Source organism: Alicyclobacillus hesperidum (genome assembly GCF_900107035.1).
Taxonomy (GTDB): domain Bacteria; phylum Bacillota; class Bacilli; order Alicyclobacillales; family Alicyclobacillaceae; genus Alicyclobacillus; species Alicyclobacillus hesperidum.
This window is the reverse complement of the sequence record NZ_FNOJ01000003.1, coordinates 20,798-37,600: the sequence shown is the minus strand read 5'-3', so window position 1 is coordinate 37,600 and position 16,803 is coordinate 20,798. Positions and strand designations below refer to the sequence as shown.

The 16,803-nt window shown below is 54.8% G+C and carries 18 protein-coding genes; 11 read left to right on the top strand and 7 right to left on the bottom strand.

Features of this window, described 5'->3' with window-relative positions; translation table 11 throughout:
• The first annotated feature begins 29 nt into the window (after positions 1-29).
• The 6 genes from BLU70_RS02650 to BLU70_RS02625 all read left to right on the top strand — a co-directional run bounded on the left by BLU70_RS02650 (position 30) and on the right by BLU70_RS02625 (position 5,868).
• Positions 30-974 carry an MBL fold metallo-hydrolase gene (locus BLU70_RS02650; RefSeq protein ID WP_083341116.1) on the top strand — a complete coding sequence of 315 codons (945 nt, stop codon included), beginning with the start codon at positions 30-32 and terminating at the stop codon, positions 972-974.
• A 107-nt stretch (positions 975-1,081) separates the two neighbouring features.
• The gene (thrC, locus tag BLU70_RS02645; RefSeq protein ID WP_040289775.1) at positions 1,082-2,155 is read left to right on the top strand and encodes a threonine synthase; all 1,074 of its coding nucleotides are present in this window, start codon (positions 1,082-1,084) and stop codon (positions 2,153-2,155) included.
• The gene (gene thrB / locus BLU70_RS02640) at positions 2,152-3,135 is read left to right on the top strand and encodes a homoserine kinase (protein WP_074691731.1); all 984 of its coding nucleotides are present in this window, start codon (positions 2,152-2,154) and stop codon (positions 3,133-3,135) included. The genes thrC and thrB overlap by 4 nt, the downstream gene beginning before the upstream one ends.
• 2 nt (positions 3,136-3,137) lie before the next feature.
• Positions 3,138-3,563, top strand: a complete 426-nt coding sequence (locus tag BLU70_RS02635) for a hotdog fold thioesterase (RefSeq protein WP_074691727.1) — start codon at positions 3,138-3,140, stop codon at positions 3,561-3,563.
• 29 nt (positions 3,564-3,592) lie between these two features.
• Entirely contained in the window at positions 3,593-4,411 is an 819-nt protein-coding gene (locus tag BLU70_RS02630) for an SDR family NAD(P)-dependent oxidoreductase (protein ID WP_244885091.1), read from the top strand.
• Between the two features lie 368 nt (positions 4,412-4,779).
• Entirely contained in the window at positions 4,780-5,868 is a 1,089-nt protein-coding gene (locus BLU70_RS02625) for a Gfo/Idh/MocA family protein (RefSeq protein WP_074691724.1), read from the top strand.
• Positions 5,869-5,871: 3 nt separating this feature from the next.
• On the opposite strand, the gene BLU70_RS02620 is transcribed toward BLU70_RS02625, so the two are convergent.
• On the bottom strand, positions 5,872-6,621 hold the full coding sequence (locus BLU70_RS02620; RefSeq protein ID WP_074691720.1) for a type 1 glutamine amidotransferase: 750 nt from the start codon (positions 6,619-6,621) through the stop codon (positions 5,872-5,874).
• Positions 6,581-7,951, bottom strand: a complete 1,371-nt coding sequence (locus BLU70_RS02615; RefSeq protein ID WP_074691717.1) for a Mur ligase family protein — start codon at positions 7,949-7,951, stop codon at positions 6,581-6,583. Before BLU70_RS02615 ends, BLU70_RS02620 begins: the two co-directional genes overlap by 41 nt.
• Before the next feature lie 142 nt (positions 7,952-8,093).
• Here BLU70_RS02615 and BLU70_RS02610 point away from each other — a divergent pair, with 142 nt between their 5' ends.
• Positions 8,094-8,462: an arsenate reductase family protein gene (locus BLU70_RS02610; protein WP_244885090.1), complete on the top strand. Its 369-nt coding sequence runs from the start codon at positions 8,094-8,096 to the stop codon at positions 8,460-8,462.
• Positions 8,463-9,056 carry an RNA 2',3'-cyclic phosphodiesterase gene (gene thpR, locus BLU70_RS02605; protein WP_074691711.1) on the top strand — a complete coding sequence of 198 codons (594 nt, stop codon included), beginning with the start codon at positions 8,463-8,465 and terminating at the stop codon, positions 9,054-9,056.
• On the opposite strand, the gene BLU70_RS02600 is transcribed toward thpR, so the two are convergent.
• From BLU70_RS02600 to BLU70_RS02590, 3 genes are read right to left on the bottom strand one after another with little or no spacing between them, the layout of a single operon-like run.
• A complete protein-coding gene (locus tag BLU70_RS02600) occupies positions 9,011-10,021 on the bottom strand; it encodes an MBL fold metallo-hydrolase (protein ID WP_074691708.1) in 1,011 nt (336 codons plus the stop codon). The two genes, thpR and BLU70_RS02600, sit on opposite strands and share 46 nt — an antisense overlap.
• A gap of 12 nt (positions 10,022-10,033) precedes the next feature.
• Positions 10,034-11,509, bottom strand: a complete 1,476-nt coding sequence (locus tag BLU70_RS02595) for an FtsW/RodA/SpoVE family cell cycle protein (protein WP_074691705.1) — start codon at positions 11,507-11,509, stop codon at positions 10,034-10,036.
• 54 nt (positions 11,510-11,563) lie between these two features.
• Complete coding sequence (locus BLU70_RS02590) at positions 11,564-11,836, bottom strand: hypothetical protein (RefSeq protein WP_074692081.1); 273 nt, start codon at positions 11,834-11,836, stop codon at positions 11,564-11,566.
• Positions 11,837-11,951: 115 nt separating this feature from the next.
• Between BLU70_RS02590 and BLU70_RS02585 the strand changes: the two genes are divergently transcribed.
• From BLU70_RS02585 to BLU70_RS02575, 3 genes are read left to right on the top strand one after another with little or no spacing between them, the layout of a single operon-like run.
• Complete coding sequence (locus tag BLU70_RS02585) at positions 11,952-12,776, top strand: glycerophosphodiester phosphodiesterase family protein (RefSeq protein WP_244885089.1); 825 nt, start codon at positions 11,952-11,954, stop codon at positions 12,774-12,776.
• A gap of 47 nt (positions 12,777-12,823) precedes the next feature.
• The gene (locus tag BLU70_RS02580; protein ID WP_074691702.1) at positions 12,824-14,029 is read left to right on the top strand and encodes an FtsW/RodA/SpoVE family cell cycle protein; all 1,206 of its coding nucleotides are present in this window, start codon (positions 12,824-12,826) and stop codon (positions 14,027-14,029) included.
• The gene (locus tag BLU70_RS02575) at positions 14,026-15,198 is read left to right on the top strand and encodes an aminotransferase class I/II-fold pyridoxal phosphate-dependent enzyme (RefSeq protein ID WP_074691699.1); all 1,173 of its coding nucleotides are present in this window, start codon (positions 14,026-14,028) and stop codon (positions 15,196-15,198) included. The genes BLU70_RS02580 and BLU70_RS02575 overlap by 4 nt, the downstream gene beginning before the upstream one ends.
• 37 nt (positions 15,199-15,235) lie before the next feature.
• On the opposite strand, the gene BLU70_RS02570 is transcribed toward BLU70_RS02575, so the two are convergent.
• Complete coding sequence (locus tag BLU70_RS02570) at positions 15,236-16,063, bottom strand: hypothetical protein (protein ID WP_074691696.1); 828 nt, start codon at positions 16,061-16,063, stop codon at positions 15,236-15,238.
• Positions 16,064-16,124: 61 nt separating this feature from the next.
• On the bottom strand, positions 16,125-16,763 hold the full coding sequence (locus tag BLU70_RS02565; RefSeq protein WP_006447323.1) for a SpoIID/LytB domain-containing protein: 639 nt from the start codon (positions 16,761-16,763) through the stop codon (positions 16,125-16,127).
• Positions 16,764-16,803 lie beyond the last annotated feature (40 nt).

Here is a 16,803-nt window from a genome sequence, read left to right as displayed (position 1 = left end):
TGCCGTAAGAGGTCGGAGGAACGGACATCGTGTGGATCATCATTGGGATCGCTTGTTTTATTTTGTTGATAGTATGTGTGTTCTATATACTCTATCGGCGAACGACGTCCACATGGCCAAAGCCAGAAAGACGCCCGGCAGGAAGGCGTCCGCAGCCGGAGCATTGGGGAGCAGAAGGTCTGTACGCAACTTGGATCGGCCATTCCACGGTGTTGATGCAAATTGACGGCATCCGCATTTTGACCGACCCGGTCTTTTCCCGGCGAGTTGGCGTGCGTATCCTCGGGCTGACCTTCGGCCCGAAACGCCATGTCGATCCGGCTCTTGAACCGAGCGCCTGTACACCTGTTGACGTGGTGCTACTCTCCCATGCGCATATGGATCATTTGGATCACCCGAGTTTGCGGAAAGTTATATCGACGAAGACGGTCGTTGTTACGGCCGAGGGGACTTCGTGGTTGGTTCGTCGCCACCATCCGTTGCGCATTCACGAATTGGCTCCATCGGAGTCGGTGGTGCTCGAGTGTGGCCTTGAGATAAAAGCACAAGCGGTGAAACACTGGGGAAGCCGTTATCCTTGGAATCAGCACATGGGATATCAGGGCTACGTGATTCGTCGCCATGCGTGGTCGGTATTTTTTGCTGGCGATACGGCTCGCACCGACTTCACGAGCGTTCGCAAGTTCGAGCCGCAATTGGCGCTCATTCCAATCGGCGCATATGCGCCGTATCCGTTTGAAAATGCTCATTGTACACCGGAGCAAGCGTGGGACATGTTCGTCGAGACGCAAGCGCAACGGTTGCTGCCGATTCACCATGACACGTTTGTCCTATCGCAGGAGCCGGTGGACGAGCCCATGCGGCGGCTGTTGGCCATCGCATCGTCGCGCGAACAGGTATGGGATGGCCCGCATGGGACGACCTATTATGCAAGGCGGCCTATCGATATTCAAGAAAATCAAACAATCAATTGACGGGAAGTCTGTTTTCTATGAAAATTCGGTTGAACCGTGCGTAGGACTCAACCCACCACGTCGATGGCTGGAACAGGAATTTGTTTTGCAAAAGGAGAACATTGATCATGGATGGACAAACATATCGCGGGTGGCCAGGACTACTGGCACAGTATCGGTCGTTTCTACCTGTAACTGAGTCGACGCCGCGTTTAACTTTGCACGAAGGCAATACACCCTTGATTTACGCCGAGGTATTGAGCGAGCAGCTCGACTGCCATGTCTATTTGAAATTTGAAGGGGCCAACCCAACCGGATCGTTTAAAGACAGAGGAATGGTAATGGCTGTAGCAAAGGCAAAAGAAGCCGGTAAACAGACCGTGATCTGCGCCAGCACGGGCAATACATCGGCTTCTGCGGCTGCCTATGCTGCTCGCGCAGGCCTGCAGGCTGTCATCCTCATCCCACACGGTTATGTGGCGCTGGGCAAATTGGCGCAGGCGGTGCAGTATGGTGCGAGGATTGTGGCGATTCGTGGCAACTTTGATCGCGCTCTCGAAATCGTCCGCGAGGTGGCGGAACCGCTCGGCATGGAAATTGTCAACTCCATCAACCCCTATCGCTTGCTGGGCCAACAAACGGCTGCTTTTGAAATATGCGACGTGCTTGGGCGCGCTCCAGATGCGCTGTACATTCCCGTTGGCAATGCGGGCAACATCAGCGCCTACTGGATGGGCTTTGAGGCCTATTACCATGCTGGTCACGTGCAATCGAAGCCGCGCATGTTCGGTTTTGAGGCGGAAGGTGCGGCAGCCATTGTTCGCGGCGAGCCAATTACCAGCCCTGAGACGTTTGCGACGGCCATTCGCATTGGCAATCCAGCCTCCTGGGACAAGGCGGTGCATGCGGCCGACACGTCAGGTGGCGCGATCGACTTTGTTACCGACGATGAAATCGCGAGTGCGTATCGCCTGATCGCAAGGGAAGGCGTCTTTGCTGAGCCGGCGTCGGCCGCCAGTGTCGCTGGACTGATGAAGCGGCATCGGCAAGGTTCCCTCACGCCGGGAGAAACTATCGTCTGCGTGCTGACCGGAAATGGTCTTAAAGATCCCGATAGCGCGATCCGCTTGGCCGGTGATACGGCAGAAGTGGTGGATGGAGATCTCCAGTCTGTCATGGCAGCTCTCGGAGGCACACGATGAACTCGTCATCCATGAGCCTGACGCTATCCGTGCGCGTACCCGCGACTTCGGCAAACCTCGGTCCGGGGTTTGATTGCCTTGGGCTTGCTTTACAGCTATATAATTCGTTTACGATCACTCTTGATCGTCCCTTTGCCATCCATGTGACCGGAGAGTCTGCCGATTCGCTTCCCAAAACGGCGGACAACGTCGTGATGCGATCCTTGCGCGGCGCTCTGGCGGCTGCCGGTGTCGCGCTTGATGACCTGCCGTCATTTGCACTTCATCTCGATAATCAGATTCCCGTGTCGTCTGGCTTAGGATCAAGTGCGTCGGCCATCGTGGGTGGACTTGTCCTAGCCAACGGATTACTTGCTCGGTTTGTACCGAAGAGCGTTTTGACGCGGGAACGGCTTCTGGAGTTGGCGACGGAAATGGAAGGCCACCCAGATAACGTGGCTCCGGCGCTGTGTGGCGGTGGTGTGCTTGCGTTCCACGATCGCGCTGGTCTACGTACGACGGCGGTGCCGATTCCAGACAATCTACGTTTCGTCGCGGCTACGCCCGACTTTGCACTGAGCACTGAGATGGCAAGGCGCGTCTTGCCCGACGCGTATCGGCGTGCCGACGCGATCGAAAATGTCGCACAGTGCGCAAGGCTCATGCTTGCACTCGCCAAACCGGATCTCGACTTGTTGCGAGGAGGCATTGTCGATACGTTTCACGAGCCGTACCGCAAACGCCTAGTACCGGGAGCCGACGAAGTCGAACGGGCGGCAATTGCCGCGGGAGCTTATGCCGTGACACTCAGTGGCGCAGGCCCTACCTTGTTGGCTTGGTGCAAACCTGAAGTCGCAACAGCGGTTGCAGACGAGATGACTTTGGCTTGGCGGAATGTCGGAATACCGTGCCGCGCATTGGTCTTGAAACCCGTGTATGGAGAAACGTTGCCGCAGTGGGGTATGGAAGAAAATGATGCAATCCCAGTGAATGAGGTGTAAGCATGGATATACGCGACGCATTGCCAAACACATTAATGGAGCATCTGGGAATGGAGGTTGTGGAGGCATCGCCGGATCGCGTTGTCATGACGATGCCTGTGGACGCACGCACGCATCAGCCGATGGGCCTATTGCATGGCGGTGCCAGTGTAGCGCTGGCAGAGTCTGCTGCAAGTCTTGCTGCTGCGTTGAATCTCAACTCACCAGACAAGGCAGCTGTCGGTATGGAAATCAATGCGAATCATATTCGTTCCGTTCGTGAAGGGACCGTCACGGCAACTGCAACACCTTTGCATCGTGGTGCCACATCGATGGTGTGGGACGTGCGGATCGTCGATGAACGGAATCGGCTTGTCTGTGTTTCTCGTTGCACGGTTGCGGTTGTGCAGAATCGTTTACGACAGGAAGACGGGAAGCCGCAGGAGTAAGTGGCAGGACGGATTGGGAGGCTTCATTCATGGACGGGCATCTTGCTGGCATATCACAAGAGGATCGGCGTTTGTTGCAGGGAACAGCACAGTTTGCACTCGCTGGCAAGCGCGTCGTTGTGACAGGAGCGAGCCGTGGCATCGGGCGTGCCTTGGCTATCGGTCTTGCGGCTTGTGGCGCCGATGTGGCTTTGGTCGGACGAGATCGTCAAGCGTTGGCGGAAGTGCAGGAGGTCATTGCGCGGTTTTCCGATGGGCGTGTGGAGTCCTATGCGTGTGATCTGCGCAATGTGAATAGCATTGGGGCCATGGCGGAGGCTGTTCTTGCCGATGGGGCGGTGGATGTGCTAATCAACAACGCTGGTGTCAACATACGGGAGTCCGCGTTTGACGTGACACCGGAGTCGTGGCAAACCATCATTGACACGGACCTACGAGGTGCATTTTTTACTGCCCAGGCATTTGGTAAACACATGGTCGAGCGGCGCATCGGAAGTATCGTCAATATCTCCTCGGTTGGGGGGCATGTAGCTCTGCGTACGGGCGTGGTCTATGCGGCTGCCAAAGCGGGGCTGCAGCAAATGACCAAAGTGCTTGCGATGGAGTGGGGAAAGTATCAGGTGCGTGTCAATGCCGTCGGTCCTTGGTATTTTCGCACGCCGTTAACCGCCAAGTTGCTCGATCAGCCCGAATACCTGGCTGACATTTTGGCGCGAACGCCGTTAGGCAGGGTCGGAGAACTGCACGAATTGGTCGGGCCTGTCGTGTTCTTTGCATCGGATGCATCGACTTATGTCACGGGGCAGACGTTATTTGTGGACGGCGGCATGACGATTTTCGGATTTTGAATGTAGGACCAAGTTTTTGTTGAAAAAAGCGTCCCTGTCTTCGGCCTTGGGGTAAACCATGGTTCGAGGTACAGGGTGTTTTTTTGTTTTGAGCGAATGCGGGGCACGCTCAGCACGATCAAATACTGGTTGCTGGGCACATTCCGCACTTGGCAGGTAATTCGGACGATTTCGCCGAACAAGGATGTAACTGGGAGAGTGAAAGCGGCTTTGCACATGAAACCAGGCTGTTCATCATATCGATGCATTGCAGTGGATGAAGGGTATACCGTCGGAGACTCATGACCTCAATGTTGCAAGAAATTCAGGTCTGTCGAGCGATTCACCAGCAACGACATAACGACAGTATAATCATGAGGTGATTTGGAATGACAAATCGAGCGGATGGAAGTAACTACGCACCAGAGGGGCGTCCACAACCCGTATGCAAACCAGGTGACTTTCGTATCGCAGCCGTCGGGCTCGATCACGGACATATATTTGGCATGTGTCGAGGACTCGTCGAGGCCGGCGCAGAGCTTATATGGGTGTATGATCCGGATCCCGCGAAAATGAAAAGCCTTCTCGATGCGTTTCCGGGTTCCCGTCCTGCTTCGTCTGAGGAACAGGTGTTAAACGATCCGAACATCCAGCTCATTGCAAGTTCACGCATTCCAGCGGAACGTGCGGCATTTGGCATTCAGGTCATGCAACATCAAAAAGATTATTTTGTGGATAAGGCTCCGCTCACGACACTTGAGCAACTGGAACAGGTTCGCCAGGCCGTTGAACAAACGGGACAAAAATATGCCGTGTATTACAGTGAACGCCTGCACGTGGAAAGCGCCGTATATGCGGGTAGGCTGATTCAGGTGGGTGAAATTGGCAAGGTAGTTCAAGTGATGGGGATGGGGCCGCATCGATTAAATGCTCCTTCCAGGCCGGAATGGTTCTTTCATCGCGATCTATATGGAGGTATTCTTTGCGACATTGGCAGTCATCAGTTAGAACAGTTTTTATATTACACCGGCGCGAAAGATGCGACGATTACCGCAAGCAGGGTCGCGAATTATGCGCATACAGATTATCCTGATTTCGAAGATTTTGGAGATGTGAATGTCGTCGGCGATAATGGGGCGTGTGGCTACTTTCGCGTCGATTGGTTCACACCTGATGGCTTAGGAACGTGGGGCGATGGTCGCATGTTTATCCTTGGCACCGATGGCTACATCGAGATGCGCAAGTATACGGACGTTGCCCGTGAACATGAGGGAGATCACGTCTATCTTGTCAATCATAGCGGTGAGTATCACATTGCTACTCACGGCAAAGTAGGCTATCCGTTCTTCGGTGAACTCATCCTTGATTGTCTAAATCGCACAGAGCACGCTATGACACAGGAACATGCACTGAAGGCCGCGGAATTGGCTGTGCGGGCACAGATTTTGGCGACACAAGGGAAGGCCGCACACGCATAATCGTTATCCCAACGCGGCCTCCACCTCCGGCATGCGAAGTTTTACAAATGAACGCCTTGCTTCTTCCTCCATACGGTCATCGAGGGGATCGAGTGTATCGTCAATGCCGGCATATTGGAGCATGGTCCGTAAAATGGCATCCGCCAGACGCGGGTTCTTGGGCAGCAATGGACCATGAATATACGTACCCCATATGTTACGGTAACGGATTCCCTCGAGGCCACTCACGCCGTCGTTGCCGTGGCCGTGAATAACCGAGCCAAGGGGGGTACCTTGGTGAATGGTTCGGCCACCGTGATTTTCAAACCCCATCACGACGCCGGCTTCCTCCGTGAGGATTGCGACATTGCCGATTAAGCGGGGCTGGCCCGCGCTGTAATTGGTCACCATATCAATCAATTCAAGCCCAGGTATCTTTTCACCACTGGGTACCTGGTAGTAGGCACCGAGCAATTGATATCCCCCACAGATGGCGAGTAAAGGAAGGCCATCCTCGACAGCATGGCGCAACTCTGTGCGATGGTTTGCCAAGTAGCCCGCAACCAGCATCTGTTCCCTATCCGATCCGCCCCCGAGCAAAACGAGATCATATGCCCCGAAGCGAGGTGTGTCCGCATGCGTGATTTCATCGACGATCACGTCGTAGCCACGCCACTGCAATCGCTGTGTGAGCGTGAGGATATTACCCCGATCCGCATATAAATTCAACAAATCAGGAAACAGATGTCCTATACGCAAGGGTCTGTGACTCATCGTTTCTCACCTTCTCACTTAACGTGTGCACCGCCGGGTGCAATAACGTATACGTCGATAGGACATAGACAGCCGACTGTGCCGCAGTTGCCTCCGAAACGGCTTTATCCATGGCATCGTCCATCTGCTCAATCACGCCAATTTTATTTGTGTCAATACCCGCATATTTCAAACGCAGCGCCATGTCGTGTGCTCGCAGACCGCTTGTAATAATTCGCTCCACGTGCTCATCTTCTGCCAGTTGTTCAAAGTCAGCGTCCCACAGCCACGAAACATCGCGCCCATCAGCGGCGAGATCGTTAATGCCGATGACGACCCATTTGCGCCGCGGATCGCTCGTCACGGTTTCGATCACGCTGTCACAACCTGTTGGGTTCTTGATCAAGTTCAGTGTGACAGGCACACCTACGTCAAATGACTGCATGCGTCCGGCTGGAGGCGAGTACGATGCAAGACCCGCATGAATCGGATCGGCCCAAAGTCCAAGAACGCGGGCCGCGCTTACCGCGGCAAGCACGTTATATGCATTGTACAGACCTTGAACAGGTAACGTCAGTTCGAGTTCAGGCACAAGATCTTCCGCAAGTGTCAGGGTATGTCCTCGGTACGTCCCCAAAAACTCAGGATGTGGTCGAACAAAATCGCAGGCAGGACACCGGTACAGACCGAGTTGGCCATACCAGAATCCTTCATAGCTCAGCTCATGCCCGCACTGCAAGCAAAATTGACCATCGCGCATCTGCTTACGCGCCGATACCTTCGCAGTTGCGCGATCCATGCCATAATAAAACGTTTTGCGGCTGGCACGCAGGCCAAGGTGACGACAAAGCGGATCATCTCCGTTGAGAACGAGGCATGCTTGAGTCTTGCGAATGGCGGAAAACAGTTTTTCAACAGTCGTATCAAGTTCACCGTACCGATCGAGTTGGTCACGGAACACGTTGGTGACGACGATCACGACGACTGGCAAGCTATCCGCGATCAACGGAAATGTGGCTTCGTCCACTTCCAGAACGGCTGTTTTGGCGCGTATACGCCCTGTCCACGACGATTCGCGTAAACACGCGCTCACAATGCCCTGGATGAGGTTGGCTCCCTTGTGATTGGTGATGATATTTTCTTTTTGGCTGATCATGGAAGCCAGTAGCGATGTGGTTGTCGTCTTCCCGTTTGTTCCGGTCACGATGATGACTCGCTCTAACTGGCGTCCAAAACGCCGCAATAGGTTGGGGGAGAAGCGCAACGCAATTTTTCCCGGGAAACTGGTGGCGTCATGACCACGTAGGCGCAAAAGCCAAGCGACCAGCTTGCCTACCCAGATGGCGAGCATGAGGCGGATCGTCCTTTCTTATGCGGGCCGAGATGGTCTAGGCACCGCTCTCAACATCACTGTGGATTATACTATACGTGAGACATGGTACGCTTGTCTGGTCTCGAAAAAAGTCGAAATAGGGCAAGTGCGGGAGGAGTCGGTGAGTTTGTTGCAACTCTATGGGTATGCTCGTTGTTCGACTTGTCGCGAAGCAAAACGCACGTTGACGGAAGCGGGAGCCGATGTCCAGTTTCATGATATCGTCGCGTCGCCGCCGGATGCGACTACGATTCGGCGCTGGTTACAATGCTCAGGCCGTCCCATTGAAGATTTTGTGAACACACGTGGCACGGTGTATCGGCAACGCGACTTGAAACGGGCTCAGTTCAGCGAAGACGAGTGGATTATGGAGCTGACCCGCGACGGCAGATTATTAAAGCGGCCCATTCTTGAAACGCCAGACGGCGAGGTATACGTCGGTTACCATGAAGGAGCTTATCGGCGAATCGCCATGGGAGGAGGCGATTGAGTGAGTGCCCGCCTGTTTTTTGGACTTGAGTTACCCGTGGAATGGAAAAGAAGTTTGCGTACGCAAGTGGACCTCCTGCGCGAGTCTTACGTTCGCACGGCTGCATGGTCGAATCCAGACCTGGTCCATATCACCGTTTTGTTCCTCGGCATGGTTGACGAATCCGATCGCGCATCGTTAACCGAGGCTGGTCACGCCGCGGCCTCCCAATTGAAGCCGCTCCGCATTACTACGGGAAACTACGGCGAATTCTCAGGAAATCGAATTTTTTGGTTGGGACTCGACCGTCAGGCATCGGATTGGGACGAGTTGATGCGACTTGGCGAGTTGGTTCGGCAAGCGGTGACCGAACGGGTTCGATTGGATCTAGATGAGAAGCGATTTCGACCACATATCACGCTGGCGCGCAAGTTGGCTAAGTGGGTGGACGTAAAGAGACTACCGCCGCCCACCCGCCTATCGACTGTCGTGACAGAACTGTGCCTCTTCGAGTCGTTGCGCGAGGATGGGCGGTTGGTATATCCCGTGCGCGAGCGCTTTCCGCTTGGTCAATGGGGTGAGGAGCCATCCGAAGCGCCGGTTGCCGGCGTCTGACCTGATGCCTCGGCATTCAGTTTGCGCCTGCGGCGCCGCTCGTAATGGAGCAGGCCCATTGCGTTAATTGCGAAGTCGTCTGCGATGGCTTCCAGATTAAATTCGTGGTGGCCAAGCTCCGTGAGTCTTTGCTCCATGAGATCGCTGAGTTCGCCGACAAGTCCTGTAATCGATTCGTCCTCGTCGTAGCGCCGATTGATGATGGCCGCAAAAGCCCTACATAGCCGTTCCGTTTCGTCCAAGGCTTCGGCCTTGGGCGTTGCACCAAAATGGGTGTGCAAAATGGTGCTTTCCGGCCGTTGCCGGAAAAGGGCCATGGTGCGTGAGACCGCATCCGGGTCGAAATCGACTGGGGATGTGGACGGCATCACAAAGTCGAACGAAAAGCCGGTAAACTCCTTGCGGAAGCGTAGGCCTGCCGCATCGCCGGCGATGATGATGTCGGAACTTGGGTCGACAATGGAGAAATGGTGGCTTGCATGACCCGGCGTATCGAAGAACGTGAGTTCATGTTTACCGGTTGAAATGACGGATTCATGTTCCTGGATCTGAATTTGCTCTGCGGCGACCGGCTGGACGGGGCCAAACAGATCAAGAATGCGCTTACCATAAACGTCTGACGCACCCTGAAATAGGCGGCTGGGATCGGCCATGTGGCGAGCACCACGCGGATGTACGAGCAATTTGGCTTGTGGCGCCTTGGCCATGAATTGCCCGGCGCCTCCAGCGTGATCGAGATGCACATGAGTAACAGCGACATAGGCGAGATCGGTTGGACGAAGTCCGATGGCGTTAAGACCCGCAAGCAGGGCCGCGTGGGAGTTGGCGGCACCGGTTTCAATCAGAATCGGGTATGTGTCGCAGATGACATACGCTCCGGTTCGAAAAGGTCGGCCTTGTTCCAAAAGGTCGATGAGCCAAACATCTGGGGCCATTTGCTGTGGGGCAGGGAAGGATGTCTTCATCGTTTGAGCCTCCTATCGCTTATCACGGTGTCGCTTGCTCTGAGTCGATTGTACATCGCGACCGCTTTGCCGCCCACGTCGATTCGTTGTCAACTCCTGTTGGGCACGCCACGACAACGATAAGTTCCGTTGCGGTCGCGTCGGGGCTCCCACGTCTTGCTGGCGGCTTTGTGCGCTTGGCTTGCGGCCGCGGCGGGACGTTAATCGCGCGACTGGAGCTGGACGTTGCAGAGGTGGAAACTTGGCATCGGAAGGATCCGACTGCGAACGCTCTGCACGAAATTCTTCGACCGAGATGATATCCGCAATCGTGTCCTCCTCGGGCATGACAAGCCCTGTTTCGCGCGATACACTCATCAAAATACCTGCGGCGAGTAAATTGATGGCCACATCTGTACCACCGTAACTGATAAATGGCAATGGAATGCCTGTGACTGGCAACATCCATGTCACAGCTCCCAAGTTGATGGCAGCCTGAACGATGATAGTGCTCGTCAGGCCGATGGCGAGTAACGAGCCGAAACGATCACGCGCGTAGCGGGCAATGTGGAACCCGCGCCAGATGAGCACGGCAAAAATAGCGAGCAGGCCGATGTCGCCAAGCCATCCCCACTCTTCCGTGAACACCGCGAAAATGAAGTCGGTGTACGATTCTGGCAGATATCCTGTCGAAGCAATGCTCGACGCGAAGCCGCGGCCTGTCCACCCGCCGTTTGCAATGGCGGTTAGTCCTTGGACCAGTTGGTAGCCGGAGGTCTGTGCATGTTGAAACGGATGTAAAAACGCCGTTAAGCGACTGGAGCGATACGAGGCCATATGTACGCCAAGTAGACCCAGACCAAAGCTGATGAACAACGTAATCGCAAGCGGTTTAATGCGCAAACCGGATGCGAACAACAAAACCGTGGCGCTCAGAAAAAGCGTCATGGCTGTACCCATATCGGGTTCTGCAAAAACAAGAAGGGTGAGCAGAAACGTAATCACGAGTGCTGGACGTAGCGCGCGTTTATTGTCGTGAAGAACCGGCAGTTTTTTTGTCAGTAAAAAAGACAGGTACAACACGATGGCGATGACGGCGAGTTCCGACGGCTGCAAGTGAAAGCTGCTTGTGCCAATCCAGCGGGAGGCTCCTAAACTGCGGTGGCCAATTCCAGGAACCATCACAAGCAAAAGCAAGGCAATACTGGCGAGTAAACATTTGGCCGCATGTCGGTACCAGAAGTGATACGGGATATAGGTACACGCGGCAAATGCCACGAGTCCGAGGCAAGCAGCTACTAACTGGCGGACGGCGAAGTGACCGGGACTTAGGCCGAGGTGCAAGTCATACACCATGCTGGCTGAATAAATGGTCACTACGCCGATGCCGGTCAGCATGAGGACCGTAATCATGAGGATATAGTCAGGCTGATGTCGTTCGGTCCGCACGTTCGCACCCCACTCCGTAACTGAAGACAACTCGTCTTTCAATTCGACGTGGGTTGCCATATCCCTGCATCCAAAATGCAGTATGACAAACGAAAAGCTTAACTGGTTCGGCGGTTACCACCAGTGCATGCCGATCGCCGTGATGCCGAGGATGGCGGCGAGCGGGATCGCAAAATGCCAACCGCTACCCGGGCCGCCTGGCCCCATCGGCATTTGGCGGAACGGCTCGGATTGCTCGTAGGCGACGAGCGAGGTGGGCGTGCGGACACTGCCGAGAATCAGGTGGTGCTTGCTCAAATGGACGACTATGCCCTGAAACGTCCCGAACGGCGTGTGGCAATGGACGTGCTGACCAATGTATTTGCGAATGTCGTGGTGCGTAAGCATAGGTGAACGCCTCCTTTGTCACTGCCTAGGGTATGGGGCGCGTATCCCGAATGACCCGGCGAATGCACAGATTGTCCGTTTTTCGGGAACATTTGGCTTGCTGCGGGGTGATGCCATGCGGACGTCTGATCGGTTGGCGCAGCGGTGGGAGAATGGGCACAATGTTCGATGTAAGGTCATTGCGCATCGGGGCGCGAGTCTACACAGGCCGGCCAATACCCTGGATGCTTTTCGGTTAGCGCTTGATATGGGTGCAGATGTCTTAGAAACGGACGTTCACTGGACGCGCGATGGCGTGCTCGTCGTTTCCCACGATGAAGTCGTGGATACAGTTAGCAACGGTCAAGGTCGGATCGCCGATATGACCTATGCAGAATTGTTGCGGCTCGATTTTGGCTATCGATTTTCACCCGATGGAGGTAAGACCTTTCCATTTCGCGGCCAAGGCGTTCGGATACCAACATTTCTGGAATTGTTGAAGGGCTTCCCGAATTGTACAATCAACGTCGACATCAAACCGCGGGATGCACGCATCAGCGAGTTTTTGCGAGTGGTCGACGCGGTTGGGGCGCTTGAGCGGATTATCTTGGCTTCGTTTCACCACGCGACGCTTTTGGAGGCGCGATCGCGCTGCCCTAGGCTACGGACAAGCGCATCCGTGCGCGAAGTGGCTTCTTTTCTACTCGCTTCCCGCATGGGCATTAGACGTACAAAGCACAGACTACCGTATGTGGCTTTGCAGGTGCCCCGAGAGCGGTACGGGATAACCGTGGTAGATCAAACATTTGTCGATCGCGCCCACGCCGCTGGCGTCGAGGTGCATGTGTGGACGATCGACGATCCCGATGAAATGCGCCGCTTGATCGATCTTGGCGTCGATGGCATTGTCACAAATTCGCCGCAGACTTTGCAGAGCGTCCTGCTGGAAAGCGGGGCGTAATCGTGCCATGATGGGGATGTTTGATTTTGACGGGAGGAGGACGGCGCGTGGAATCGTTACGAAGAAATATGAAGTACATCGACCTCTCCGTGATCGGTGTGTTGATTCTGCTCGCCGTGTACGCCTGTATGGCGATCAACGCGACGACTAGGGGCAACCACAACCCGCTCATCCCGAGTCACGTGATGAGCAAGCAGATCATGTGGGAGATTGTTGGGATGATTGCCCTTATCGGCGGGATGTTGTTCGATTATCGGCTGCTTCGGCGCGTGCACTGGTGGGTATATGGCATTTCGATGGTGCTCTTGGTAGCCGTTTTCGCGTTTCCAGCCGTACAGGGTGCGCACTCGTGGATTCGGTTGCACTCGCTGTCCATTCAGCCGTCCGAGTTGGCAAAGTTGGCTTTAATCATCTGGCTGGCGAGCTATATGGCGAATGTGGAAGAGTCGGAAGTTCCCGATTATCGCTTGCGTAAGCAATGGATCATTCTTCCGATTTTTTTAGTGCCATTCGCATTGACGTACAAAGAGCCAGCGCTTGGACAAGCACTGGTGATGATCGCCATCGTGTTAACTATGTACACGGTGTTTGCACGGCGTGCGCAATTTCTGATGATTATGGGCTTTGTCGTGGTCATCGTCGGCGCCTGTATTTTGGCGACGACCATCTATACGCAGCAGACGCTGGGGCTCATTCAAAATGTGCTCATCAAACATCACCTTTTAAAAGCCTACCAGTCGTACCGCATTCTGACGTGGCTCAACCCGAGCTTTAGCCAAGACCAGTATGGATACAACATTCATATGACGCAAACAGCGATTGGCAGTGGACAATTGTTTGGCGAAGGCTACGGGAAAGGTGTCCTGACGAGCGGCGGCTGGGTGCCAAATCAGTGGACCGACTATATCTTCTCGGCGATTGGAGAGGAATTCGGCTTCGTTGGTTCGGCGATTTTGGTGTTGCTCTTTCTTTTGCTTTGCTATCGTTTGATCCGCATTGCCCAAACGACGATGGATCCGTTTGGCATGTACATGGCCATTGGTGTGGTGGGCATGTTTTCGTTTCAGGTATTTGAAAACATTGGAGCGGACATGTATCTGAGTCCGTCGACGGGTATCACATTGCCATTTATCAGTTACGGTGGCACATCGCTTGCCATCGACTATCTTGCGGTAGGGCTCATTCTCAGCGTCGGTTTGCGCCGTCGCAAGATTCGTTTTCAAACCATTGAACACAAGGGGCGCTCGTTGTGAAGTTTGTCGTAGCGGATCGCATCTCGCGTCTACCATCGCAGTTTTTTTCAGGACTCACGCGCCAGGTTGCGGCCGTTCAGGCCGCCGGGCACGATGTCATCAATCTTGGTCAGGGAAATCCTGACCTGCCGACGCCACCACACATTGTCGAAGCTCTTCGCCGTGCTGTGCTCGATCCGGTGACGCACAAATACCCACCCTTTCGCGGCTTACCGAAACTCAAGGAAGCTGTTGCCGCGTTTTATCAGCGCACGTATGGGGTGGCGGTAGATCCGGAGACGGAAGTGGCCGTGATTGTCGGTGGCAAAACGGGACTCGTCGAATTGGCCGAATTATATCTGAATCCTGGGGATGTTGCGCTCGTTCCGGATCCAGGATATCCGGATTATCTTAGTGGCATTGCGCTTGCTGGCGGCGTGCCTTATCCCATGCCGCTGCTTGCTGAACGTTCCTTTTTGCCGGATTTAGACGCTGTTCCTGAACAAGTCTGGGATCGTACGCGGCTTTGGTATCTCAACTACCCGAACAATCCGACGGGAGCCGGCGCGACACCTGAATTTTTTCAACATGTCATCGCTAAGGCGAGCGAGCATAGAACGCTTGTGGTGCATGACTTTGCCTATGGTGCCATCGGCTATGACGGCAAGCGGCCGCCGTCTTTCATGGCGCAGCCAGGGGCGAAGGAAGTCGGTATTGAAATTTACACGCTTAGCAAAACGTTCAACATGGCCGGTTGGCGCGTGGCGTTTGCCGTGGGAAATCGGGACGTGATCGAACATATCAATCTCATTCAAGATCACTACTACGTGTCGATTTTTGCGGCGGTGCAGGAGGCTGCGGCAGAAGCATTGACTGGGCCGACTGATTGCATCGACGAGTTGGTGAATGCGTATCAAGTGCGCCGTGACGCGTTCGTGCAGAGTGCGCATGAGCACGGCCTCTATGTGCCACGGCCAGATGGCTCATTCTTTTGTTGGGTGCCGATTCCAAATGGCATGAATTCCGTTGCGTTCTCCGAGGCCCTGTTATCTCAGGCGCATGTAGCCGTCGCACCTGGAGCAGGATTTGGCGATCACGGTGAGGGATATGTGCGCGTCGGCTTGCTGGCTCCGCCGGATCGCCTGGCAGAAGCGGCTCGGAGAATGGCCATGTTCGCCCGGCCATCTTAGTATCCACGCATCATACAGCGAAAAGGCCCGAACCCCGTCAGGGGCGTTCCGGGCCTTCGCCAATTTGGGATTGTTGCCTAAACTTATCCGCGAGTTGAATCAGCCAAAGATGGTGATACGGCTCCTGGTAGAGTACGGGCTCGATCCGCCTGTCGCCCGGCCCGATCTTGTACATCCACACCGTCGCTTCCTGACGAATGTTCTCGTGCATCCGGATACCTAGGTGGATCGAGTCGCGATAGCCGTTCTTATACGCAATGACGCCCAGTTGCCCATGCAGCTCGGCGACCATTGGCCGGTACTTGGGATTGCGGAAAATGGGTGCATCAAACCATGGCGTGTCGCCGTTTTTGTCGGTGCGAAACCGCTGCTCGGTCTCGATGACGACCACTTCCGCACCTTCGAGTGGTTGTTTCGTGCGCCCGTCGATCACATGAATGCGCAATTTGCTCGTTTTGCGCGTGTATCCCCACGATTCGGGGCCGGCGGGCGTGGCTTGACCGGCAGCAGGCGGCTGGTTTCCTGGCGCCGGAGTTGCCGTTCCTGACGGATTGGACTGTTGTGGCGTCGAAGTGCCTGGTGGCTTGGCGCTGTTGTTGGTGCCAGGCTGCACCGGATTCGTGCGCGGAGGTGTCGGAACTGCCTGATTCGGCCTCGGTTTTGCAGGGGCTACAGGCGTGCGGTTGCCTGTCGCGTTGTTGTTGGCGACAGTATCTTGAATTTGCCCCATCGTGGCCACAGCACCGCGCAGGCTTTGTGCATGATGGTTACTCGACGAACTGTCGTCCACCGGGATCGCCATCGCGATCACGCCAGCAGCAGCACATGCGAGCAGAACAGAGCGAGCGGATGGAAAACGCTTCATAGCAGGATCTCCTCGATAGTTTAGAGTCGTATTCTTCAAGAGCCAATGGTGGCTCTAGGTACTACGATTGAAGCTTCATCAGTGCCCGATTCTGGTAATAGAACTGCAAAATCTGTACGTAATTTTGTCCTCGTTCGGCCCAGTACTCGGTTCCCCATTGTGCCATTTTCTGTGCGTTGCGGTATTGCCAATTTGGATCGTTCTGATAACCGGCTGAATAATTGAGTTCGATGATTTCTCCATTGGGTCGCGTATACGCCACGTTTTGAATAGCCGCAAATGCCGCATTTGTGGTTGGCTGCGACGACAGGTCCTGAAAATGTTGGAAATTTGTCGTGTTATCGACGTCAAACGTGAAACCGTCTATCGTCACAGGATGCAGATGGTGGTACCATGCAAACATTTTGACTGCCATTGCACCCGCTTTTAATGCTTCAGGACGCCAACTTGGGAACCACTCGTTGGGCAATACATCTTCGCAGTACGTCACAAACGGGACGGCTTGGACGTAGATAATGCGGCCACGCGGATCTGGTTCGCCGCTCGCGTTGTTTTCCCGAATCGCCACGCGCATGACGGAAGGCATGCTCGTGTTGTAAATCGTCTGAGCGGCTTCCACATTGGGTGCCGCGATCACGCCAGGCATCGCGAGCATGAAGCCGATGGCCGCGACTTTTGTTCGACGGCGTAATGTCTTCATGGCTGTTCCCCTCATTCAATGGTCATTTGCCTTTACTTTG